This is a genomic window from Micrococcus porci, assembly GCF_020097155.1.
GTDB classification, from domain to species: Bacteria; Actinomycetota; Actinomycetes; order Actinomycetales; family Micrococcaceae; genus Micrococcus; species Micrococcus porci.
Window position 1 is genome coordinate 894,556 of record NZ_CP083691.1, and the last position, 21,788, is coordinate 916,343.

General features: G+C 74.8%; 20 protein-coding genes and 2 riboswitches. Of the genes, 10 read left to right on the forward strand and 10 right to left on the reverse strand.

The window, feature by feature from the left end; genetic code table 11:
• Nucleotides 1-15: 15 nt before the first annotated feature.
• Nucleotides 16-1,164 (reverse strand): acetyl-CoA C-acetyltransferase, encoded by a 1,149-nt coding sequence (locus KW076_RS04295; RefSeq protein ID WP_224356371.1) that lies wholly within the window; start codon nucleotides 1,162-1,164, stop codon nucleotides 16-18.
• Between the two features lie 236 nt (nucleotides 1,165-1,400).
• Between KW076_RS04295 and KW076_RS04300 the strand changes: the two genes are divergently transcribed.
• Entirely contained in the window at nucleotides 1,401-1,667 is a 267-nt protein-coding gene (locus KW076_RS04300) for a hypothetical protein (RefSeq protein WP_224356372.1), read from the forward strand.
• A gap of 77 nt (nucleotides 1,668-1,744) precedes the next feature.
• On the opposite strand, the gene KW076_RS04305 is transcribed toward KW076_RS04300, so the two are convergent.
• The 6 genes from KW076_RS04305 to KW076_RS04330 all read right to left on the reverse strand — a co-directional run bounded on the left by KW076_RS04305 (nucleotide 1,745) and on the right by KW076_RS04330 (nucleotide 9,124).
• Nucleotides 1,745-3,271 carry an alanine/glycine:cation symporter family protein gene (locus KW076_RS04305; RefSeq protein ID WP_224356373.1) on the reverse strand — a complete coding sequence of 509 codons (1,527 nt, stop codon included), beginning with the start codon at nucleotides 3,269-3,271 and terminating at the stop codon, nucleotides 1,745-1,747.
• 81 nt (nucleotides 3,272-3,352) lie between these two features.
• A complete protein-coding gene (locus tag KW076_RS04310; protein ID WP_224356374.1) occupies nucleotides 3,353-4,792 on the reverse strand; it encodes a ribonuclease H family protein in 1,440 nt (479 codons plus the stop codon).
• A gap of 224 nt (nucleotides 4,793-5,016) precedes the next feature.
• Nucleotides 5,017-5,523, reverse strand: coding sequence for a TetR family transcriptional regulator (locus KW076_RS04315; protein WP_224356375.1), 507 nt, complete (start codon nucleotides 5,521-5,523; stop codon nucleotides 5,017-5,019).
• Nucleotides 5,524-5,532: 9 nt separating this feature from the next.
• Nucleotides 5,533-6,243, reverse strand: a complete 711-nt coding sequence (locus KW076_RS04320) for an ABC transporter ATP-binding protein (protein WP_224356376.1) — start codon at nucleotides 6,241-6,243, stop codon at nucleotides 5,533-5,535.
• Nucleotides 6,243-7,985 (reverse strand): ABC transporter permease, encoded by a 1,743-nt coding sequence (locus KW076_RS04325; protein WP_224356377.1) that lies wholly within the window; start codon nucleotides 7,983-7,985, stop codon nucleotides 6,243-6,245. The genes KW076_RS04320 and KW076_RS04325 overlap by 1 nt, the downstream gene beginning before the upstream one ends.
• Complete coding sequence (locus KW076_RS04330) at nucleotides 7,985-9,124, reverse strand: thiamine ABC transporter substrate-binding protein (protein WP_224356378.1); 1,140 nt, start codon at nucleotides 9,122-9,124, stop codon at nucleotides 7,985-7,987. Before KW076_RS04330 ends, KW076_RS04325 begins: the two co-directional genes overlap by 1 nt.
• A gap of 69 nt (nucleotides 9,125-9,193) precedes the next feature.
• A riboswitch (TPP riboswitch) is annotated at nucleotides 9,194-9,297 on the reverse strand.
• 46 nt (nucleotides 9,298-9,343) lie between these two features.
• Between KW076_RS04330 and KW076_RS04335 the strand changes: the two genes are divergently transcribed.
• Complete coding sequence (locus tag KW076_RS04335) at nucleotides 9,344-10,774, forward strand: AI-2E family transporter (protein WP_224356379.1); 1,431 nt, start codon at nucleotides 9,344-9,346, stop codon at nucleotides 10,772-10,774.
• On the opposite strand, the gene KW076_RS04340 is transcribed toward KW076_RS04335, so the two are convergent.
• On the reverse strand, nucleotides 10,680-11,783 hold the full coding sequence (locus tag KW076_RS04340; protein ID WP_224356380.1) for an agmatine deiminase family protein: 1,104 nt from the start codon (nucleotides 11,781-11,783) through the stop codon (nucleotides 10,680-10,682). The genes KW076_RS04335 and KW076_RS04340 overlap by 95 nt on opposite strands.
• 130 nt (nucleotides 11,784-11,913) lie before the next feature.
• Here KW076_RS04340 and KW076_RS04345 point away from each other — a divergent pair, with 130 nt between their 5' ends.
• The 3 genes from KW076_RS04345 to KW076_RS04355 are packed head-to-tail and all read left to right on the forward strand — an operon-like array spanning nucleotide 11,914 to nucleotide 15,124.
• Nucleotides 11,914-12,498, forward strand: coding sequence for an acyl-CoA thioesterase (locus KW076_RS04345; RefSeq protein WP_224356381.1), 585 nt, complete (start codon nucleotides 11,914-11,916; stop codon nucleotides 12,496-12,498).
• 50 nt (nucleotides 12,499-12,548) lie between these two features.
• Entirely contained in the window at nucleotides 12,549-13,799 is a 1,251-nt protein-coding gene (locus KW076_RS04350) for an MFS transporter (protein ID WP_224356382.1), read from the forward strand.
• Nucleotides 13,796-15,124 carry an MFS transporter gene (locus KW076_RS04355; protein WP_224356383.1) on the forward strand — a complete coding sequence of 443 codons (1,329 nt, stop codon included), beginning with the start codon at nucleotides 13,796-13,798 and terminating at the stop codon, nucleotides 15,122-15,124. The genes KW076_RS04350 and KW076_RS04355 overlap by 4 nt, the downstream gene beginning before the upstream one ends.
• An 11-nt stretch (nucleotides 15,125-15,135) precedes the next feature.
• Here KW076_RS04355 and KW076_RS04360 read toward each other — a convergent pair whose 3' ends face one another.
• Together KW076_RS04360 and KW076_RS04365 are read right to left on the reverse strand one after the other, a co-directional pair.
• Complete coding sequence (locus KW076_RS04360; RefSeq protein WP_224356384.1) at nucleotides 15,136-15,339, reverse strand: cold-shock protein; 204 nt, start codon at nucleotides 15,337-15,339, stop codon at nucleotides 15,136-15,138.
• Between the two features lie 231 nt (nucleotides 15,340-15,570).
• Nucleotides 15,571-16,095, reverse strand: coding sequence for a flavin reductase family protein (locus KW076_RS04365; RefSeq protein ID WP_224356385.1), 525 nt, complete (start codon nucleotides 16,093-16,095; stop codon nucleotides 15,571-15,573).
• Nucleotides 16,096-16,168: 73 nt separating this feature from the next.
• Nucleotides 16,169-16,288, reverse strand: a riboswitch (SAM riboswitch).
• A gap of 269 nt (nucleotides 16,289-16,557) precedes the next feature.
• Between KW076_RS04365 and KW076_RS04370 the strand changes: the two genes are divergently transcribed.
• The 5 genes from KW076_RS04370 (at nucleotide 16,558) to KW076_RS04390 (ending at nucleotide 21,665) form a co-directional block, all read left to right on the forward strand.
• Entirely contained in the window at nucleotides 16,558-17,112 is a 555-nt protein-coding gene (locus tag KW076_RS04370; RefSeq protein ID WP_224356386.1) for a hypothetical protein, read from the forward strand.
• 337 nt (nucleotides 17,113-17,449) lie between these two features.
• Nucleotides 17,450-17,806, forward strand: coding sequence for a hypothetical protein (locus KW076_RS04375; protein ID WP_224356387.1), 357 nt, complete (start codon nucleotides 17,450-17,452; stop codon nucleotides 17,804-17,806).
• A gap of 107 nt (nucleotides 17,807-17,913) precedes the next feature.
• Nucleotides 17,914-20,721: a hypothetical protein gene (locus KW076_RS04380; RefSeq protein ID WP_286670233.1), complete on the forward strand. Its 2,808-nt coding sequence runs from the start codon at nucleotides 17,914-17,916 to the stop codon at nucleotides 20,719-20,721.
• Nucleotides 20,718-21,413, forward strand: coding sequence for an ABC transporter ATP-binding protein (locus tag KW076_RS04385; protein WP_224356388.1), 696 nt, complete (start codon nucleotides 20,718-20,720; stop codon nucleotides 21,411-21,413). Before KW076_RS04380 ends, KW076_RS04385 begins: the two co-directional genes overlap by 4 nt.
• Nucleotides 21,414-21,443: 30 nt before the next feature.
• Nucleotides 21,444-21,665 carry a hypothetical protein gene (locus tag KW076_RS04390; protein ID WP_224356389.1) on the forward strand — a complete coding sequence of 74 codons (222 nt, stop codon included), beginning with the start codon at nucleotides 21,444-21,446 and terminating at the stop codon, nucleotides 21,663-21,665.
• Nucleotides 21,666-21,788 lie beyond the last annotated feature (123 nt).

The following is a 21,788-nucleotide window of genomic DNA, read 5'->3' on the forward strand; positions in this document are numbered from 1 at the left end:
CCTCCGGGGGATGGGTCAGAGACGTTCGATCACGGTGACGTTGGCCTGGCCGCCGCCCTCGCACATGGTCTGCAGGCCGTAGCGGCCGCCCGTGCGCTCGAGCTCGTGCAGCAGGGACGTCATCAGGCGGGCACCCGTGGCGCCGATGGGGTGGCCCAGGGCGATCGCCCCGCCGTTGACGTTGACCTTCGCGGGGTCCGCGCCGGTCTCGGTCAGCCAGGCCAGCACGACGGCGGCGAACGCCTCGTTGATCTCCACCAGGTCCATGTCGTCGATGCCCAGCCCCATGCGCCGCAGTGCGAAGGCGGTGGCCGGGATCGGGGCGGAGAGCATCATGACGGGGTCCGCGCCGCGCGCGGAGAGGTGGTGGATGCGGGCGCGCGGGGTGAGGCCGTGACGACGCACCGCCTCCTCGGAGGCGAGCAGGAGGGCGGCCGCGCCGTCGGACATCTGCGACGCCGACGCCGCCGTGTGCAGCCCGCCGGGGACGATCGGATCGAGCGAGGCGATCTTCGCGGCGTCCGGGGTGCGCGGCCCCTCGTCCGCGGTGAGGCCGGCGAGAGGCAGGATCTCGCGGTCGAAGCGACCGTCGGCCTGGGCGGCGAGCGCACGCTCGTGGGAGCGCACCGCGAACTCCTCCAGGGCGTCACGGTCCAGGTTCCAGTGCCGGGCCATCATCTCGGCCCCGCGGAACTGAGAGATCTCCTCGTCCCCGTAGCGGGCGGCCCAGGACTCGGAGCCGGTGAACGGGTCGGGGAAGCCGAGCTCGCGGGCGGCCGTGTTGGACCGGGAGAGCGGGATGGCGCTCATGGACTGCACGCCGCCGGCGACGACGAGGTCCGCCGTCCCGCTCATGACGGCCTGCGCGGCGTAGTGGATCGCCTGCTGGCCCGAGCCGCACTGGCGCTCGATCGTCGAGCCCGGCACGTCCTCCGAGAGCCCCGCGGCCAGCCAGGCGCTGCGGGCGACGTCCATGGCCTGGGGGCCGAGCTGGTCGATGCAGCCGAGGATGACCTCGTCGTACTCCGCCGAGTCGACGTCCTGCCGGCCCACCAGCTCCCGGATCGGCGCCGCCGCGAGGTCCAGCGGGTGGACCCCGGCGAGCCCCTTGCCGCGGCGCCCCACCGGGGTCCGCACCGCGTCGATGATGTAGGCCTCGCCCATGGGCCGCTCCTTGCTCCGCTTCGAGTGTGACCCGAGACACGTTAGGGAGGGCGGGGGCCCGGGGCAAGGGCCGGCCCGGCAGATGGACGCGCGGGCCTCGCCGGGGTCGGGAGGGGCCCGGCGTTGAGAGCCGGTACGGCGGCGGCACCCCCGCCCTGGGGCGGGAGGGAGCTGCGCCGATAGCGTGGGCGGCAGGCACCCGGGGCCGACAGGCCCAGACCCGAGAGGACACCGCCATGGCCACCCCGCATCACCCTGACCAGCCCGCCGACGCCCACCGCTCCGACCACCTCGCCCGCGCCACGGACGAGAACTCCGGCCACGCCGTCGCCGGGGACACCCCGCCCGCAGAGGGCCTGGGCGTCGGTCCGACCAACCCCGGCATGGAGGCCGACAAGTCCGGCGAGGGCGGCATGGGCAGGATCCTGCTCGGCCTGCTCATCGCGCTGGTCGTCATCGGAGTCCTGCTGTTCGTGATCGGCCGCATCTCCTCCATCGGCTGAGCGCACCACGCGCCCTGAGCACACAACGGGGCGGGCACCGGATCACCGGTGCCCGCCCCGTCGTCGTCCCGGGACGCTCAGGCGGAGTGCGACCCGCCGCCGTGCCCGCGGCCGGGCCGGTCCGCGTGGTGCAGCTCCTCGCGGGCGCCGGCGCCATGGCCCTGCTCCGTGCGCATGAGCTCGGCGTCCTCATCGCCCCACAGCGGGACGTTCTTCGCCTCGGGCAGGTCGGCGAGGCGGAAGTGCGGGTCCTCGCCGGCCTTGAGCTTGCGCTCGTAGTCCTGGAGCAGCTTCACGGCCAGCCCGCCGAGCGGGATGATCGCCACCAGGTTGATCGTCGCCATGAGCGCGGCGAAGGTGTCCGCGAGGTTCCACACCAGGGACACGGTGCCGAGGGCGCCGCCGACGACGCACAGCAGCACCAGCACGCGGAACGCCGTGATCCACTGCGGAGCGCGCTCCCCGGCCAGGTAGCGGATGTTGGCCTCGCCGTAGTAGGTGTTGCCGAGCACGGAGGACCAGGCGAGGAAGAAGATCACCACGGTGAGGAACGGACCCGCCCAGGCGCCCACGGCCTGCTGGAGCGCATTCTGCGTGACCACCATGCCGAGGGCGTCCGTGTTCCCGTACTCGGGGTTGGAGAGCAGGATGATGAACGCGGTCGCGGAGCAGACCAGCAGGGTGTCGAAGTACACGCCCAGGGACTGCACGAAGCCCTGCTTGGCCGGGTGGGACACGGCGGCCGCGGCGGCCGCGTTCGGGGCGGAGCCCATGCCGGCCTCGTTGGAGAACATGCCGCGGCGCACGCCCTGCATCACCATCGCCATGCCGACGGCGGCGCCCGCCACCTGCTCGAACCCGAGCGCGTGGCGCACGATCAGCGCGAACATCGCGGGGATCTCCGTGATGTTGATGACCATGACCACCACGGCCAGCAGGACGTAGGCCACGGCCATGACCGGGACGATCACGTTGGTCACGGAGGAGAGGCGCTGGACGCCGCCGAAGATGACCAGGGCCGTGATCACGGCCAGCGCGACGCCCACGATCCACGCGGTGGTGGTGGAGGCGCCCCAGTTGGCCTGCACGGACTCGGAGATCGAGTTGGACTGCACCGCGTTGAACACGAACCCGTAGGTCACCGTGATGGCCACGGCGAACAGGGCCGCCAGCCACTTCAGGCCCAGGCCGTCCCGGATGTAGTACGCCGGCCCGCCGAAGAAGCCGTCCCTGTCCTTCCGCTTGTACAGCTGCGCCAGCGTGGACTCCACGAACGCGGTGGCGCCGCCGAGGATCGCCATCACCCACATCCAGAACACGGCGCCGGGGCCGCCGAGCACGATCGCGATGGCCACGCCGGCCACGTTGCCCGTGCCCACGCGGGAGGCCGCGGAGATCGTGAACGCGCGGAAGGGGGAGACGCCGTCGTCCGCGCCGCCCTCCGGGCTCTTGGCCGCCACGGAGCGGATCATCTCCGGGAGCATGCGGACCTGCACGCCCACGGTGCGGACGGTGAACCACACGCCGGCGAACGCCAGCAGGGCCATGACCAGATACCAGTACTTCGAGTTGAACGCGCTGATCGCGTCGGCGAGGGCTCCCATGGTGGCCACGCTACGTCATGGCACCCCGGGACCCGCCCTGGTCGACGCGTCGGGCGGGTGCGGCTCGACGGCGCCCCGCCCCTAGGCCTGGGGGTGCGTGGTGGCGTCCCAGAGCTGCACCACGTGCCGCATGCGGCGGCGCATCTCGTCCGCCGACACCCCGGCGGCGGTGTTCCGGGCGGCCGAGCGGGCCAGGTCGTCGGCCAGCTCGTTCCCGTGCGTGCCGGCGTGGCCCTTCACCCAGAGGGTGGACACCTCCACCCCGGCAGACCCGGCCAGGTCCACGGCGGCCAACAGGCGCCGCAGGGCGCGACGGATCCGCTCGCCACGGGCGTCGCCGAGGGTCAGGCGTTCGCGGTGCGCCTCCCGGAGCAGGGCGAGGGCGGCCCGCGAGTCCGAGTGGATGAGCACCCGCTCATCGGGGGTGCCGGACCACGCCGCCATCAGATGGCCCAGGGTGAGGGCCTCGAGCTCGGCCTCGAGGGGGATGGTCGCGCCCGGGAGCGCGTGGGCGGCCCACGGGCCGGAGCGGGTGACGGCCGCGGCGCCGCCGGTGCGCGTGCCGCGCAGCACGGACCCGTCCACGTAGACGTGCCGCACCTCCGCCGGGTCCGTGTAGGACAGGCTGTGCATCAGGTCCGGCACGGAGCGGCGCACGAACCGGTCCACGCGCCGCCGCGCCAGGAACACCCGGGAGGCCCGTTCCACCTCCGCACTGGCCTGGTGTGCCTCCCGCAGGGTCTCCAGGGGCACCCGCTCCGCTCCGCTGGCGGCCACCGCCTCGCCGTCCACGTCCGGGAGCAGGTAGCTGGAGCGCTGCGAGCCCACGGGCGACTCGTCCAGCCGGTAGGACACCACCCGCAGCCAGGGCGGGGCGATCGCCCGCAGCAGGGTCAGCAGCTCGGCGTCGTCGTTGGAGCGCAGCCGCACGATCACGGGCCGCCCCTCGGGCAGGTCCCCGGCCACGGTGTCCCAGAAGTACCCCAGCCGCGCCGCCGGGACCACGCCCGTCAGCACCAGGCCCTTGACGTCGTCGCCGAGCTCCCGCAGCTCCAGGTGCCGGGAGACGAACACGATCCCGTCCCGCACCGGGTGCAGGTCCAGCCGCAACGCCCGCCCGTGGTCGACGCCGGGGAGCATGGCCAGCGGGCGGGCGACCACGCGCACCCCGTCCTGCCGGACGCGCATCCTGGGCGGAGCCGGCCGGGGGCGGGCGGGACGTGGCAGCGCGAGCCGGTGCGGCACGGGGGACAGGTAGCCGGCCGGCGCCCGCGCCGCCTCCAGGGCCGCCGACCGGGAACGGTGGGGCATCCCCGGCGGGCCGGGGAGGGTGAAGAGGCTCGTGGCCGCCCGGACCAGTGCCGCCCCGGGGTGCGCCGGCCGGGCACGACGGGCCAGGACGTCGGCCCCGTCCGGTGCGGGCGCGCCGGCGCGGGAGGCGCGGGGTCCCGTGAAGGCCCACATCGGGTCCAGCAACGCATCCGGGGAGGAGGCGTCGGTGTCGAAGTGGAGGGACCTCACCTGCCCCTCTCGAGGATGAGTGCTGCTGTTGTCCATGAGGCTGCCGGCGGGTTTGGCGGGGCCGCTCCGGCAGTGGTTCGCCGGGACCGGGGCGGCGGGCTGGCTGGCGACGAGGGCCCGCCCAGGGCGGTGCCCGCGCCGTCCACGTCCCGACCACGATAGTGAGCGCCCCCGGCTCAGGGCAGACCTGGTCGCCCGCGCGATGGGCCGCACCGGCGTCCTCCTCAGAGCGCTCCGGTGCGCCGTGCCTGGACGTCCGGGCCCAGGCGGAGGCCCAGCGCGGCGGCCTGATTCCGCTGCTGGCGCAAGGCGGCGGTGCCCAGCAGGGCGGCCAACGCCCGCTCGCCCTCCTCGGGCGTGTGGGCGGCGTCGACGAGGAGCCGGTGCAGGCCCAGCCCGCCGAGGCCCAGCGCGAGCGCGGAGAGGACCACGTCCGCGCCGTCGCGGTGGCGCAGCAGCACGGCCTCCGCCTCCTCCGCCCGGCCGGCGAGGTCCTCCACCCGGCGGGCGGCGCAGGCCCGCTCCACGTCCGCGACGATCCGGTCCGCCACCCGCGCCAGCAGCGTCTGCTTGTCCGGGACGTGCCAGTACAGGGCGGAGGCCTGCACCCCCAGCATGGAGGCCACCCGCCGCATGGACAGGTCCCCCATGCCGAAGTCCTGCAGGATCCCCACGGCGGCGTCCACCACGTCCTCCGCGCTCAGGCGGCCGCGGGCGGAGGAGGTGCTCATGCGGTCACGCTACCCGGCGGTCCGCGCCCCGTCCGCCGCGGCGCCGTGCAGCACGCCGTCGGCCCCCATGCGCACGGTCCGGTCCGCCATGACGGCGGCCTCGGCGGCGTCGTGCGTCACGACGACGGCGCTCACCCCCTCCGCGCGCAGCACCGTCCGGATGTCCGCGGCCAGGCGGGTGCGCAGGTCCGCGTCGAGGGCGGAGAGCGGCTCGTCCAGCAGCAGCACCGCCGGGGACGGAGCCAGCGAGCGCGCCAGGGCGACCCGCTGAGCCTGCCCGCCGGAGAGGGTCTGCACGGGCCGGTCGGCCAGCGCGGCGAGGTCCACGAGCTCCAGGAGCTCCGCCACGCGGGCGTCCCGGCGGGAGCGGTCCCAGCCGGCGGCCTCCACCCCGTAGGCCACGTTGCGGGCCACCGTGCGGTGGGGGAACAGCTGCCCGTCCTGGAAGACCATGCCCACGCCGCGCCGGTGCGTGGGCACCGCGGTGACGTCCCGGCCGGCGAGCTCCACGGCGCCCGCGGGGACGTCCTCCAGGCCGGCGATCCCGCGCAGCACCGTGGACTTCCCCGAGCCCGAGGGCCCCAGGAGGGCCACGATCTCCCCGGGGGCGAGGTCCAGGTCCGCCCGGGTCACCGGCACGGACCCGTCCGGGTAGGCGACGGCCAGCCCCCGCAGCCGGAGGGCGGGCGCGGCGTCGTGGTGGTGCATGCGGGCGGGCATCAGAGACCTCCGGAGGGGGCGGCGCCGCGGGGGCGCAGGCGTTCGCAGGCGAGGAGGGCGCCGGCGCTGAGCACGGCGAGCACCACGGCGGCCGCCAGCGCCATGCCGTGGTTGTCCGCGCCGGGGCGGCCGATCAGCCGGGCGATCAGCACGGGCAGGGTGGGACGGTCCGCGGCGGCGAGGAAGCTCGTGGCCCCGAACTCGCCGAGGGACACGGCGAACGCGAAGCCCGCCGCCACCCCCACGCCGCGGGCCAGGAACGGGCCGTCCACGGTGGCGAGCACGCGCCACGGCCCGGCACCGAGCGTGCGCGCGGCCTCGCGCAGCCGCGGGTCCACGGCCCCGAGCACCGGCACCAGCGCGCGCACCGCCAGGGGGACGGCGATCACGGACTGCGCCAGGGGCACGAGCGCACCCGACGCCGCCAGGTCGGGGGCCGTGGCGCGCAGCGAGACGATGAACCCGAAGCCCACCGTCACCGCGGACACCCCCAGCGGCAGCAGCAGCGCCCCGTCCAGGGCCCGCTGGGCCGCGCGCCCCGCCCGGGAGCGCACCGGGCGGGTGAGCACCAGGGCCAGCGGCACGGCCACGACGAGCGTCACCACGGTGGCGTCCACGGCGGTGCGCAGGGACTGCTCGAGGGCCTGCGCCGGGGTCACCCCGCCCGCGAAGCCCGTGCCGGGGCTGGTGGCCAGCAGCCGGTAGTTCCGCAGCCCCCAGCCCTCGGCCGAGTGCAGGGAGCCGGCCAGCAGGGCCAGGATCGGGGCGACCACGAGCGCCAGGACGGCCAGGGTCACGGCCGCCGGGACGGCGTCGGCCCGGGTGAGCGGGCGCGCAGGGGCCTCCCCGAGGCGGAGGGCGCGGCGGGCCCGCGCGGCGGCGGCGCCCGAGGCGAGGATGGCCGCCAGCACGACCGCCAGCTGCACCGTGGAGAGCACGGCGGCGGTGCGCAGGTCCAGGTACACGGTGGTCTGCGCCCAGATCTCGGTCTCCAGGGTGCCCGGCCCGGGCCGGCCGAGCGTCTGCACGATCCCGAACGCGGACGCGCAGAACAGGAACACCAGGGCAGCGGCGCCCGCCACGGCCGGGGCCAGCTGGGGCAGGGTCACCGTGCGGAACGCCCGCCACGGGGACGCGCCCAGGGTGCGCGCCGCCTCGGCCTGCCGCGGGTCCAGGGCGGCCCACAGGCCGCCCACCTGCCGCACCACCACGGACACGTTGAAGAACACCATCGCCATCACGACGGCGGTGCTCGTCTGGTCCAGGCCCGTCCACCCGAGGGGGCCGTCGGCGGCCAGCAGCGCGCGGAACGCGGCGCCGACCACCACGGTGGGGAGCACGAACGGCACCGTCACCACCGCCCGGGCGAGGCCGCGGCCGGGGAACGCGCGGCGGTGCAGCGCGAACGCCGTGGGCACCCCCAGCGCCACCGAGGCCGCCGTGCCCGCGGCCGCCAGGCCCAGGGTGTTCCCCAGGATCCGCCAGGTGCGGGGCGCGCCCAGGGTCTGTGCGAAGGCGGACAGGTCCAGGCCGCCGGTCGGGTCGCCGGCGGCGTCCACCGAGGCCACGCCCCGCCACAGCATGGCGGCCACGGGCCAGGCGAAGAGGACCAGCAGGAACGCGACCGGGACGGCCGCGCTCAGCAGCCACAGCGGAGCGAGGCCGTCCCCGGCGGCGCGTCGGCCCCGCGGCGGACGCAGCGTCGCGCGCCGCCGCCCGCGTGCGGGAGCCGGGGTCGGCATCAGCGGGAGCCCGCCGACTCGGACAGGGCCGTCCACTCCTTGAGCAGGCCCTCCCGCTCGGTGTCGATCTCGGCGGGGTCGGGGGTGATCGGGTCCTCGACCAGCGGGCCGTTCGCCGCCCACTCGGCGGGCAGCTCCACGGTGTCGTCCACCGGGTACATGTACATGTTCTCGGGGATCGCGGCCTGCACGTCCTTCGAGAGCAGGAACTCCACGAAGGCCTTGGCGCCCTCGGGGTTCTCGGCACCGGTCAGCACGCCCGCGTACTCCACCTGCGGGGTGCAGGAGTCCTCGATGACGGCGGTCTGCGGGGCGAAGGCGGGGGAGGAGGAGTAGGAGAGCACCACCGGGAACTCCCCCTTGCCCTCGCCGCCGGAGAAGTCCGTGCTGTAGGCGTCGGACCAGGTGGAGTCCACCTTGGCCCCGCCCTTCAGCAGGTCCTCCCACCAGCCCTGCCAGCCGTCGTCGCCGTACTTCTCCGTGGTGGCGGCCAGGAGGGCCAGGCCCGGGGAGGAGGTGACGGGCGAGGTCACCGCGGTGAGCTTCGCGTACTCCGGGTCGCGGAGCTGGTCGATCGAGGTCGGCTCGGCCACCCCGTGCTCCGTGAACCACGCGGGGTCCGTGTTGAAGCAGACCTGGCCCTGGTCGACCGGGATCATCTTCCCGTCCACCACGAGGTCCTCCGCGGAGGCCGGCAGGTCCGCGGGGGCGACGTCCTGGACGGCCCCCTGGTCCACGAGGCGGTGCGCGGAGTGGTTCTCCACGCCGTACACGCCGTCCGCCACCGGGGCGTCCTTGGACAGCAGCACCTGGCTGACGACGGCGCCCGCGTCGCCCGGCGCGGTGGTCACCAGCCTGTAGCCGGACTCGGCCTCGAACTGCGCGATCAGCTCCTTCGGCAGGGCGAAGGAGTCGTGCGTCATGATCGTGACGGTCCCCTTCGAGCCGGCGGCGGCGGTCCCCGAGGCGGAGGTCGAGGACGAGCCCGAAGCGGACGACGGCGCCGCCGAGGAGGACGCCGCGGACGACGACGACCCGGTCGAGGGCGCGGAGACGGAGCAGCCCGTCAGCGCGAGCGCGGAGAGGCAGGCGGCGGCGAGGACGCCGCGGCGGGTGGTGGCGGTGCGGTGCACGGACATGGTTCCTCCAGCGGGGCGGAGGGGCCGGCCGGCCCGGCCGGGCGGCGGGGGCCGCATCGGCGAGCCGCCCGGGAGGTGGACTCGACTTCCTTCGCCGGCATGACCCGGGCAGGTTCGAGGGTCTGCGGCGGACCGCACTCTCAGCGCGTGGACGCGCTCCCCTGTCGATGTGTGTGAGCCCGAGCATAGCGGGTCCGCCCCCGCCGTACACTCGGCCCCGTGAGCGCATCCGCACCGCCCGCCGTCACCGGCACCTCCACCCCGGCCACCGAGTGGGACAACCGCCGCCCCCATCGCATGTGGCCGCGCATGCTCGTGATCGTCCTGACCCTGGCCGGCCTCGTGGTCCTGGTCCAGTTCTTCCAGGGCATCGCCTCCATCGCCGCGCCCGTGTTCCTCGGCCTGAACCTGGTGATCGTGGCCTACCCGCTGCAGGCGTGGCTGATCCGCCGGGGCCTGCACCCCGTGCTCGGGGCCGCCACCACCGTGGTGGTGGTCTGCGCCGTGATCGCCGCGTTCCTCGGGATGATCGCCTGGTCCGGCATGGAGCTGCTGACGGAGCTGCCCAAGTACGCGGGGCAGTTCCAGCAGATCATGCACGACGCCTCGCAGTGGCTCTCGGACCACGGCGTCACCCCGGACATGGTGAACCAGCAGCTGGCGTCGGTGGACATGTCCGCGGTCACGGGCGCCGCCGTCAGCGCGCTCACCACGATCGCCAGCAACCTCTACGCCGTGCTGGGCCTGCTGATCACCGTGATCATGGGCATGTTCTTCCTGGCCATGGACTCGATGGCCGTGGAGCGGCGCGTGCGCCTGCTCAGCACCGCCCGGCACGAGCTGGGTCAGGCGCTGATCGACTTCGCCGACGGCGTGCGGCGCTACTGGATCGTCACCACCGTGTTCGGGCTGATCGTCGCGGTGCTGGACATGGTCGCGCTCGTGATCATCGGCGTGCCGCTCGCCCTCGTCTGGGGCGTGCTGAGCTTCCTGACCAACTACATCCCGAATGTCGGGTTCATCATCGGCCTGGTCCCGCCGGCCATCCTCGGCCTGGCGGCCGGCGGCTGGCCCGCGTTCCTGTGGGTGGTGGTCAGCTACTCGGTGCTGAACTTCGTCCTGCAGTCCATCATCCAGCCCAAGGTGGCCGGTGACGCCGTCGGCGTGATCCCCACCGTCAGCTTCCTCTCCCTGCTGTTCTGGGCGTGGGTCCTCGGCCCGCTCGGCGCCATCCTCGCGCTGCCGTGCACGCTCCTGGTCAAGGCCGTCCTGATCGACGCCGACCCCAACTCCCGCTGGGTGAACTCCCTGATCGCCTCGGACCTCAAGGGCATGGAGCGGCGGCAGTCCTCCATGCTGGAGCGGCTCCGGCTGCCCCGGGAGCTGATCCGCCACGGCGGGTCCACCGCGAGCCACGCGACGGCCGCGGACGTCCAGGGCGACGACGACGTGGCGCCGGAACGCACCGCGGAGGACGCCGCCCCGGCGCAGGATCGCCGGCGGGTGCGCGCTGCCGCGCAGGAGGCCCGCCTCGAGGGCCCGCCGCCCTCCACCCTCAGGGCGCCGCGCGTGGACCTTCCGGGTGAGCCGGAGCCGGCGACGGCCGACGGGTCCGCGCCCCCGGAGGCTGGGGCAGCACCAGGTCGCTGAGCGTCCCCAGCAGCCGCAGCAGCGGCGGCCCCGGGAAGGGCACCTGCTCCGCCCCGGGGAACAGCGCGGCCGCCGCCTCGGCGGTCGCCGCGTCCGCCTCCGGGTCGGCGTGCGCCGGCCGCAGCACCACCCCCGGGGCCAGGGGCAGCAGGTCCAGGGCGGAGAGCGGTCCGCGGGCCTCGAGGTCCGCGTCTGGTCCGGGCGGCAGCGCGCGCACCGTGCGGACCGAGAGCGCCCGCCCCCGGGCGTCACGGGCGCCGGTGAGCGCGTGGAGCGCCGCCGCGGACGCGGCGTGGTCCGGGTGCAGCCGACCCGGCTGCCAGTGCACGGCCACCTCGCCGGGCGCGACGAACCGCAGCCACGGGTGCGGGTGGGGCTGCGCGGCGCCGCCCCCGTCCCACGGCCCGGCGGCGTGCCCCGCGACGGGCGGGAGCCACAGCACCCTCTCCGCCCCGAGCAGTCCGGCCAGCGCGTCCTCGGCCTGGGCCCGCGTCCACCCCTCGTTCACGGCGGGGTCCAGCAGCGCCGCGGAGACGACGGCGGTGCCGTCCCCGTCCGCGGCCCAGGTCCCGGCGGGGGCGCTGAACAGCGGCGTCCGCAGGGGCAGCCCGGCGGAGCGGGCCACGGCGTCGGCGGTCGCGGCGGCGCGCCCGGCCGTCCCCGCGGCGTCGGAGGGGAGGCGCCAGTGGACGGCCTCCACGGACCCGCGGGTCCCGGCGGCGTGCACGAACGTGGGCCCCTCGCGCCCCGGCAGGGGGCTCGCCCCGCGGACGGGCACCCGCTCGACCACCCCGGGCAGGAGGCGGGCGGCGTCGGCGTCGTCGGGGTCCGTGAGCACGGCCACGGGCGCGTGCGCGCCGAGGGTCTCGGCCAGCCCGGCGACGGCGTCCCGCGCCTCGGCGAGCAGCCCCGGCACCGGGTGGACGGCCGGCAGCGCGAGCCACAGGCGCTCCGGCACCTCCCACGGCGCGGGAGCGCGCGGCGGCTCCGGGACGGCGGGCGTGCTCATGGGCGGCGGCTCCTGGTCGGCGGCGGTGGCCGTCCCACCCTAGTTCTCCCCTCCCGGCCCGCCCAGGGCGCGACGCCACCCCCCGGCCTGGGGTGACCGGGCTCACGTTCGACCCGGTAGGCTCCGGCCCATGCTCCATCTGCTGCCCCGCACCGCCCTCGTCGTCGTCCGTGCCCGCCGCCGCCCCCGCCTGGGGATCTGGGAGGCCTCCACCCTGCCGCTGCGCGCCCTGCCCACGGACGTGGACTTCGCGGGGCACATCAACAACGGCCAGTACTTCGGGCTGTTCGACCTCGGCCGGTTCGACCTCATGGTCCGCGCCGGCGTCTGGGACGGCGCCAAGCGACGCGGCTGGCTGCCCGTGGTGCAGGCGGAGCAGATCGCGTTCCGCCGTTCCGTGACCCTGGGCACCCGCTTCACCGTGGAGTCCCGGATCATCGGCCTGGATGAGCGGGCCGTCTGGTTCGAGCAGCGCGCGGTGGTGGACGGGGACGTGGCCGTGCGCGCGTTCATCTGCACCCGCTTGCGCGCGAAGGACGGCACGCCCGTCTCCAACGAGGACGTCCGCGACCTGGCCCGCGAGCTCGGCCACGACCTCGCCGCCGAGCCCGTGCTGCCGGAGTGGCTGCACGGCTGGCGCTCCGACATCGCCCTGCCCTCCGCCCGCACGCCGCTGCCGCACGCGTGGGGGACGCCGGCGCCGGCCGGCGTCTGACCGGGTCCTCCGGCGGTCCCGCCGCCCCCGGCGGACCTACCCTGGGAGCCGTGACCGCCTCCCCGCCCTCCCGCCCGGCCGACCGCGCCCCCGGCACCCTCCTGCTCTGGACGCTGCTGGCCGCCATGGGCGCGGGGCCGGTGTTCAACTACGCCGTCTCCACGTCCTCCACCGTGATCATCGAGCGGCTCGGGGTGACCTCCGGCCAGCTCGGCACCGTGATGACGGTGGTGTTCGCGGCGGCCGCGGTGACCTCCGTGGGACTGGGCCGCGCCGCGGACCGGCTCTCCAGCCGCACTCAGATGGCGATCATCTTCTTCGGCTCCGCCCTCGCCCTCGCGGTCGGCGGGTTCGCCGGCTCCCTCTGGGCGCTCTACGGCGCGGCCGTGCTGGCCGGCGTCACCCAGACCATCTCCAACCCCACCACCAACCGCATCATCCGCACCTCGGTGCCCGCGGAGCGGCGCATCGGGTGGATCGGCGTGAAGCAGTCCGGCGTGCAGGCATCCCAGCTGTTCGCCGGGCTGTTCTTCCCGGTGGCCGCGCTCGGCCTGGGCTGGACGGGGGCCTCCCTCGTGGCCGCCGCGCTCGTGGGGCTGCTCGGCGTCGTCGCGCTCCGGGCCGCCCCGCCCCTGCCCGGCGCCCCCGCCGCGCCGCCCACGACGACGCCGGACGCCGGCCGTCCCCGGGCCGGGCGGGCGCGGGCCCCGCTGCCGGCCACCGTGTGGTTCTTCGCGGGCATCGCGTTCCTCACCGGCTTCGGCATGCAGGCCACCAACATGTACCTGCCGCTGTTCGCCGTGGAGTCCCTGGACCAGACCCTCGTGATCGGCGGCGCGGCCGCGGCCACCTCGGGCGTGATCGGCGTGTTCTCCCGGATCTGGTGGTCTCGGCGGATGGCGGCCGGCCACCGCCCGACCACCCTGCTGGCCGGGATCGCGCTGGGGGCCGTGGTCGGCGTCGTCGTGTTCCTGGGGGCGGACCTGCTCCACGCCCCGGCGCTGCTGTGGGTGGGCGCGGCCGTGCACGGGCTGACCGTGCTGGGCACCAACGTGGTCACCAACGCCGGCCTCATGGACGCGGTGCCCGCCCACCACCTCGGCCGCGCCTCCGGGGTGAACGCCATGGGCATGTACGCCGGCTTCGCGTGCGGCCCGCTGGTGATGGGCCTGATGCGCGACCTCACCGGGGACTTCCGCGCCGGCTTCCTGGCCGTGGGCGTGTTCTACCTGCTGGCCCTGGCCGTGGTCGGGCTGCTGCGCCGCCACACGGACCGGCAGGGCGCGCCCCGGGCGGCATGACGGAGAGCCGCACGGGCGCGGCCGCGGGGGAGCGGACGACCGCGGGGCCGGGCGCCGGGTGGCTGTGGGCGCTGATCGGGGCCGCGGTGCTCACCCAGGCCGCCACGAACCTCGCCCGCCCCGTGACCAGCTACCACCTGCTGTCCCTCGGCGCCCCGGACGCCGCCGTCGGCCTGGCGACCGCCGCCTATGCCCTGCTGCCTCTGGTGGGCGCCCTGTGGCTGGGCCGGGTGACGGACCGGCTGTCCTCGGCCGCGCCGCTCGTGGTGGCCGGGGCCGCCGTGGTCGCCGCCGGTGCGGCGGGCCTGGCCCTCGCGACGGACGTGGCCGCCGTGCTGGCCGCCTCCGCTGTCCTCGGCGTGGGGCACCTGGCGTTCACGATCGCGGGGCAGGCGGCCATCGCGCGCCGGGCGCCCGCGCACCTGCTCGACGGCGCGTTCGGCTGGTTCACCGCCGCGTTCTCCCTGGGGCAGATGCTCGGCCCGCTGCTCTCCGGAGGGATCCTCACCGCCGTCGGCGGCACCCCGCGCGACGCCACGACGCTGGCCCTGTGGGTCTCCGCCGGGCTCGCGCTCGCCGGCGCGCTGCCCGTGCTCCTCGCTCCCGGTGCGCCGCCCGGGACGCGGGACCCCGCCGCGCGTGAGGCGTCTGCCGAGTCCGGTGCCGCCCCGGGTGACGACGCCGGCCGCCCCACCGTCCGGGCGATCCTGGCCCGGCCCGGTGTCGGCTCGGCCATGCTGGCGTCCCTGGCGCTGCTGGCCGTGCTGGACATCCTCACCGCGTTCCTGCCCGTGGTGGGGGAGCGGCACGGCGTGAGCGCCGCGTGGGTGGGGGCGCTGCTGGCGCTGCGCGGGGCCGGCTCGCTCGTCTCCCGCGTGTTCCTGCCGCGGCTGCGCCGCCGGTTCTCACGCGAGCTGCTGCTGGCGGTGGCGCTGTGGGCGTCCGCGGCGACGATCGCGGCGGTGCCCGTGGGGATGACCTCCGGGCTGCTCTGGCTGGCCGCCGCGGCCGCGGTGGCGGGCGGGCTCACCCTGGGCGTCGGGCAGCCGCTGACGATGTCCGTGATCAGTGAGGCCGTGCCGCACGCCTGGCGCTCCACCGCCCTGGCGGTGCGGCTGATGGGCAACCGGCTGGGCCAGGTGGTGCTGCCCGCGGCGGCGGGACTGGCGGCGGCGCCCCTGGGCCCGTCCGCCGCGGTGTGGACGGCGTGTGCCGTGCTCGCGGTCTCGGGCGCGGAGCGGGCGGCGCGCTCGCGACGACGACGGCCCCCGCGCTCCGTGCGGAGTGGCGGGGGCCGTGGTGGATCGGCGTCAGCCGATCAGTGAACCGGTGTGGTTCAGAGCTTGGTGACGTCGGCGGCCTGCAGGCCCTTGGGACCCTGCTGGGTCTCGAACTCGACGCGGTCGTTCTCCTGCAGCTCCTTGAAGCCGTTGCCCTGGATGGCGGAGAAGTGCACGAAGACGTCGGCGGAGCCGTCCTCGGGGGCGATGAAGCCGTAGCCCTTCTCGGAGTTGAACCACTTGACGGTGCCAACAGCCATGTTGGTGTCCTTTCGATGTGCCCGCGGTGATGCGGGCGGTTGGGCCGGGTGCGGAGTCGCACACGGGTGAAGCGGTAGAACTGAACCGCCTGCCCAACGCTCATCCGGATCCGGCGGACCGGCCCGACAAGCAGTGAATTGCGAGATACAGCTGAATCAACTTCAGGCTCCATCATTGCACGGATCTCGCCGACCGGGGACCAGGGGCTGAAATGTTCACCTGGAGTTCTCTCAGAGCGCGCGCAGGCCGTGGAAGAGATTGCGGTGCAGGGCGGCCGGGGGAGCGTCGTCCGTGTGATCCGCGAAGGCCGTCACCTCCAGCAGCACCACCGTGTGGTCGCCCGCCGGGACCTCGGCGTGCACCCGCGTCTCGAGCCAGAGCGAGGAGCCCCCGATCAGCAGGGCGTCGTGCGGGCTGCGGTGCACGTCGAGACCGGCGAAGCGGTCGCCCTCGCGGGCGGCCAGCTGACGGCACAGTGGCGTCTGGTCCGCCGCGAGCAGGGAGACGCCGATCGCCCCGGCCCGGCGCAGGCGCGGCCAGGTGCGGGAGCTGTTCTGCGCGGAGAAGGACACGAGGGCCGGCTCCCAGGAGATGCCCACGCCGAAGGAGGAGGACACCATCACCTCGGGGACGTCGTCGGCGAGGCCCGCCAGCGCGACGACCCCGGTGGGGAAGGCCGAGAGGCCGGAGCGGAGGTTGCCGAGGGACAGGTCGGTGTCCCACGCGGCGGTGTGGGGTGCGTGGATCAGGGTCATGGCGCGCGTCCTCTTCCGACGACTGACGCGGCTCCGCAGACAGCGGGAACGCGGATCGCCCGGATCCGCGGAGACGCGGTACTTGCCCGCCGGGGTGTCCGAGGGGCCGAATCATCACCTGGAGCACCCCACTACTGCGTGAGAGGGTTGCCGTCCCGCCGGCCAGGGCCGTGAATGACGGGAACTCGTGATTCTGGGGACCAGCCTACGGAGGGGTCCGTGGGGCGGTCAAAAGCGGTCCGGAGCGTGGGCGACGCGCGGGGTCGCAGTCGGATGCACCGATCGGGTGGGAGGACGACCCCTCCAGCATCTTCGACGGCGAGGGGGATCACATGAAAATGTGATGCTTGACACATGGCACGGCGGGCCATCACGATTCACTTACTCGAGAGGGGGGGGGAGCTCGAGACCGCAGCCCACGGCCCCCGCATACGGTTCTCTGAAAGGGATCGAATCATGCGGATGAATATCAAGAAGAAGCTGGCGGCCCTGGCGTCCGGCACCGTGGTCGCCGCCTCACTGATGGTGGCTCCGGCAGCGGGGGCGGCAACGACTCCCGGGGATGGAGAGGCCGTCTCGCCGGACGCGTACTGCGCCGAGGAGTATTGGACGAACACCTCAGTGACGTCGAACACCTTCAAGCAGTCCTACTCATCTTATTCTTCGGTGTCCGGGGCGCCTGGTGTGACGCTCACCATCGCCACCGGGCGGACGTTCGGTGTCAGCGGCGACATCACGGGCGAGGTGTCCGGAGATGTCAGTGCCATCCTCGCGGGGGTCTCCGCGAAGGTCGGCACCCGAGTGGGAGTGAGCTACTCCTCCACCAACACTGTGAGCGGGACATGGAAGGTGCCCAGCACCTACACGAACGGAGGCAAGCTTGCCATTGGTGCCAAGCGTGCGCAGGGGACGTGGAACCGTCAGATGCTGAACAGGGCCTGCAATGTGGTCACCCTGCGCAGTGGGTCGTTCTACACCCCGTGGCAGCAGTTCTACTTCCAGCACTACAAGCTCTGATGCGGCGCGTGGTCCGGCGTCGGGCGCAGGGCGCCCGACGCCGGACGCCGGACCATCGACTTCTCTTCCCTCGACGAACAGGCCTCCCATGTTTCCGCTCTTCCCACTTTCTCCTTCACGTCGTCTAGCCGCCCTCGCCGCCGCTGTTCTCGTCGGCGCGACGATCTCCGGGTGCTCCACCTCTCAGGCTGAAAACCCGACCCCCTCGAGCGCGTCCGCAGCTTCTGCAAGTGCGAGCCCTTCGGCGTCGGCCGCCACGGGCAGCTCCTCCGACGTCGACACTCAGGCCTCGCGTGACGGGGAAGCGTTGCCGGCGGCTCTCTTCCAGGAGGATGGGATGACGCTGGAGGAGTACACGCGTCAGAATCCGGACTCTGACTACCTCCATCCGGAGACGGAGTCCGTTCTACAAGAAAAGGTCGGGACGGGCACGCAGCAGATCACCGTGGACGCTCAGGAGGGCGCAGTCCTGCGCGTCATCCTGCTATGCCCTTCGGATGCGACGGGCAAGACGGACATCCACACCTCGCGGGGCGCTGAGGGGGAGAAGACCTGGATGGCGGGGTCGGAGGCACTCTGTGGTGGGTGGTCTGCGGCGACCCCTCCCGTGGAGAAGGCCGGACCCATGACCTTCAGCGCCACCGTGGACAATGACAAGCCCTTCCGCATGGTGCTGACGGCACCCGCGGCGTGAGGCCGTCGTCCGGAACGGCCGGGTCGCAACACCCGGTCGCCAGGGCAGTGCGCAGTCGGCCCTCCCCATCGTGGCCGGCACCGCCGGCCGTGCGGATGCTGAGACTGGTGGCGGGCGCACTCGCGCTGGCAGTGGTCCTGGGCCTCTTCGTCGAGGCCCAGGCCGCGCGGCGGCTCCGCGACCTGGTTGACTCCTCGTGGCGCGGCTCCTACGACCTGGTGGTCTCCGTGCCGGGGGCGGCCTCGAGCCCTGCCTCCCTCGGGGCCCCGCTGGACACGGCCGCGTGGACGAGCGCGGCGGAGCGCCTCAGCCCGGCCGACCTCGGCCGCATCCGGGCGGTGCCCGGTGTCGAGGTGGCCGCCCCGCTCGGGGATTTCGGCGTGCGCAGCGTGGCCAACCAGGACGCCGTCATGATCGGCTACCCGGCGGACGGCAGCGTCCAGGGTCCCCGTGCATTTGACGTGGACGCGCGCGTCCGCACCGACGACGGGCTCGGACCCCGCCCCGTGCTCGGCATGGACGCCACGCTCATCGGCTCCTTCTCCGACGGCCCGATCCTGGACGCGCGTCCCTTGCTGGACGACCCGGTCGTCTGCACCCCAGCTCCGCCCGAGCCCGGTCCCTGCACGGACGTCGAGCTCCCCACCGTCGCCATCGGGCCCCGTGGCCAGACGCCGCCCCCCGCACAGCGCGAGATCCCGGCCGGCACGTATTGGGCCGCCCCGTGGGCGGACCCCGACCCGCAGGGGAACCGGATGGTGGTCGTGGACGCGGCCGCTGAGGCTCAGCTCCTGTCCCTCGGCGGGCACCCCGCCGCGGCCGATGCGTTCCGCGTGCTCGCGCAGTCCTCGCCCGCCGGCTCCCTTCCCGCTGTGGTCGACCGGCTCTCCGGTGCTACAACCGAGGAGGCGGAGGCGCTCCTCGAGGCCAAGGACCGGCTCCCGGCCTACCTCCAGAACCTTGCAGATGCGGCCGGACGCCCGGTGGAGTCCCTGACCGCCGTCCCGCTGCTCGCCACGAACGTCGGGTCTGCCCCTCTGTCCCTCGAGGTGCGTGCGACGCCCTACCGCGAGCCGGTCACGCGACTCGACATCCAACAGGGACCGGTGGACCCCCGTGACCCGACCGCACCCCGCGGCATCGTGGGGATGCCGGCGTGGGCGCTGCCCGCCGGCGGGACCACGGGGCAGGACGAGGTGTCCACCTCGGACATCTCGGGCCGTTTCGGCGGCCTCGGGCTCGGGGTCACGGTGGTTCCCCTGCCGGGCCTGGCCACGGGGCAGGACCCGGTCCTGAGCTATGACTCGCCCCGTCTGTCCCTGGTCGAGGAGACGCGGACCCTGACCCGGCCGTCATCCGCGGACGGGACCCTGACGGAGGCGGCCTCCGTGGAGACCGCCTCCGGTACGATCCCCGGCCGGCCCGACGTCGCGGTCTCCCGGGCACTGCCGGCGTCCACGTCCCGGGAGTCCGCGTACTATACGGCCACCGACGACGGGCGCCGCTTCGGCACCGGCGACGCGCCCCTGCTGGTCAGCGTGGGCACCCTGACCCCGGAGCCGGACACCGCCCTGGCGGGGATCGCCCCGCTGCTCACGGACGTCGAGCTGCCCACGACCCTCGTCGCGGACCCCCGCGGCACCCCGCAGGACGTGCGGCTGCGCCCCGCCTCCACCGGCTTCGGCCTCGCCAACCAGATGCCCGCCGCCTACGTGGACGCCGCATCGGCGGAGGCCCTCGGACTGGCGCGGCCCTTCAGCACCGTGCGCGTCCGGGTGGCCGGCGTGGGGGAGGAGCTCACGCCGGAGAACCTCGCGACCATCGACGCCGTGGCCCAGCGCCTGGAGGAGGCCGGCTTCGCCGCGACCACGGTGGCCGCCTCCAGCCTGGCGCCGCGCGAGATGCAGGTGGTGTCCTACCGGTTCGACTCCACGGACGGCGAGCCCCGGACGGGTCCGCTCGGCACCGTGCGCCAGCTCGGACCGGAGCTCGCCGCGTCTCAGCGGGTCTCCGCGGCCGTCGGGACCGCCGGGACCTCCCAGGCGGTGACGGTGGTGGTCCTGCTGACCGTCCTGGCGGGCCTGTGCGTCGCTGCGGCCTTGCGGCCCCGCCGCCGTCGAGCTGGGGTACTCGCCGTCCAGGGGTGGACACGCGATGCCACGGTGGCCCGCCACCTCCGGGAGGACGCCCCCACGCTGCTCGTGCTCGCCGTGGCCGCGCTCGCCGTCATCGGCATGATGTCCGGGCGCCTTGGCGTGGCCGTGCCGCTGGTGGCCGTGGGCCTCGGGACGACGGCGGGGCTCGCCGCAGCCGTGGTGCTTGCGGCGGTGCTCGCGGCCCGTCCCGCCGCGTCCGCGGTCCGGGAGGGCGGGGACCGGGCGGCCCGACCGGCCCGCACCCCCGCTGCGCTGCTGACCCGATGGACCGCGCGCACCTGGCCACGGCTGCTCACCGGTGCCGCGTACCGGGCGGCCGTGGCGGTGGGGTCGGGACTGCTCGTGGCCGTCGTCCTGCAGGCCCGCCGGGAGGCCGGAGCCTCCCTGTTGGCCGGCGAAGCCGTGGCTCAGGACCTGCCGTTCCGCCTGGCCCTCGGGGCGCTGTCCGCCGTCGTGGGGACCGTCCTGCTCGTACAGCTGCACCGGGTGGAGGGCCAGGCCGTCCGGGCTGAGGCCACCGTGCTCCTGCTCGCCGGCTGGACCCGCGCCCGGCTGCTGGGGCGGCACGTGCCCGCCCTGGCGGTGGAGGCGATCACGGCGGCGGTGGTGGCCGGCGTCGTGCCGGCGCTGCTCACCCCGGACCCGGACCTGCCCCTCGTGGCGGGAGCAGCCGGCTTCGCCCTGCTCCTCACGCTCCTCATCACCCTGCTCACCCGGCGAGCCCAGCTCGCCCGCGCCTGGAAGGGGCAGCCCGCATGACCGCGTCCGCGCCCGTGCTCACCCTCGACCGCGTGCAGGTCGGCTACCGCCATCCCGACGGCGGCACCCGCGTGCTCATCGAGTCGCTGGACCTGACCCTCGCGCCCGGAGAGGTCGTGGGGCTCTGGGGCCGCTCCGGCACCGGGAAGTCCTCCCTGATCCGCCACCTCGCCGGGCTGTCGCGTCCGCTGGCCGGGCGGATCGCCTACCGCAGCCCCGACGGATCGCTGAACGGGGAGGTCGCGGACCTCTCGGCCGGGGACCTCGCCCGGTACCGGCGTGAGCACCTGGGCTACGTGGACCAGTCCTGCGAGCTCATCGGCGAGCTGTCCGCTCTCGACAATGCCGCGGTATGGATCCATGGTGGGCGCATCGCCGGGTCTGCCTGCGACGCCCAGGAGACGGTGCAGGGCCTGCTCGAGCGACTCGGACTGGGACACCGGCTCGGCGCTCCCGCCTCCCGGCTGTCCGGAGGCGAGGCCCAGCGGGTGGCCCTCGTCCGGGCTCTGTCGAAGCGGCCGCACCTGATCGTGGCCGACGAGCCCACCGGCCACCTCGACGGGGTGACGGCTCGCGAGGCCATCGCGCTGCTGCGCGAGCACGCCGAGGCCGGGGCCGCCGTGCTCGTGGCCAGCCACGACCCCCTCGTCCATGCGGCCGTCGACCGGGCTGTCCGAGTCGGGGAGGACTGACCCTCGGCCTTGCCAGCAGAGGAGCGACTCATGCACCGCACCACCATCACGGCACCGACATCGAGCCGACGCCACCGCTCGGCCGGGGTCGCAGTCGGGCTCGCCGTCGTCGGGCTGGTGATGACGGCGTGCTCCGCCGGCAAGGCGCAGGAGCCGAGGCCGACGACCTCCGCCCACGTCCAGGCCCAGGGCGAGGGGGCGTCACGCCGCTCTCGGAAGTGGAGGGAACCGGGCCGCTGGTCCACGACCTGACGGTCGCGTGAGTGACGGCTGAGCCGGCGGCCGTCCTGTCCTGCTCACCCCGCCGCCTGGCTTTCCGACGTCCTGCGACATCTCCTACGCGGACCGGGGCGGAGAAGTCCCAGGACGTCGGAG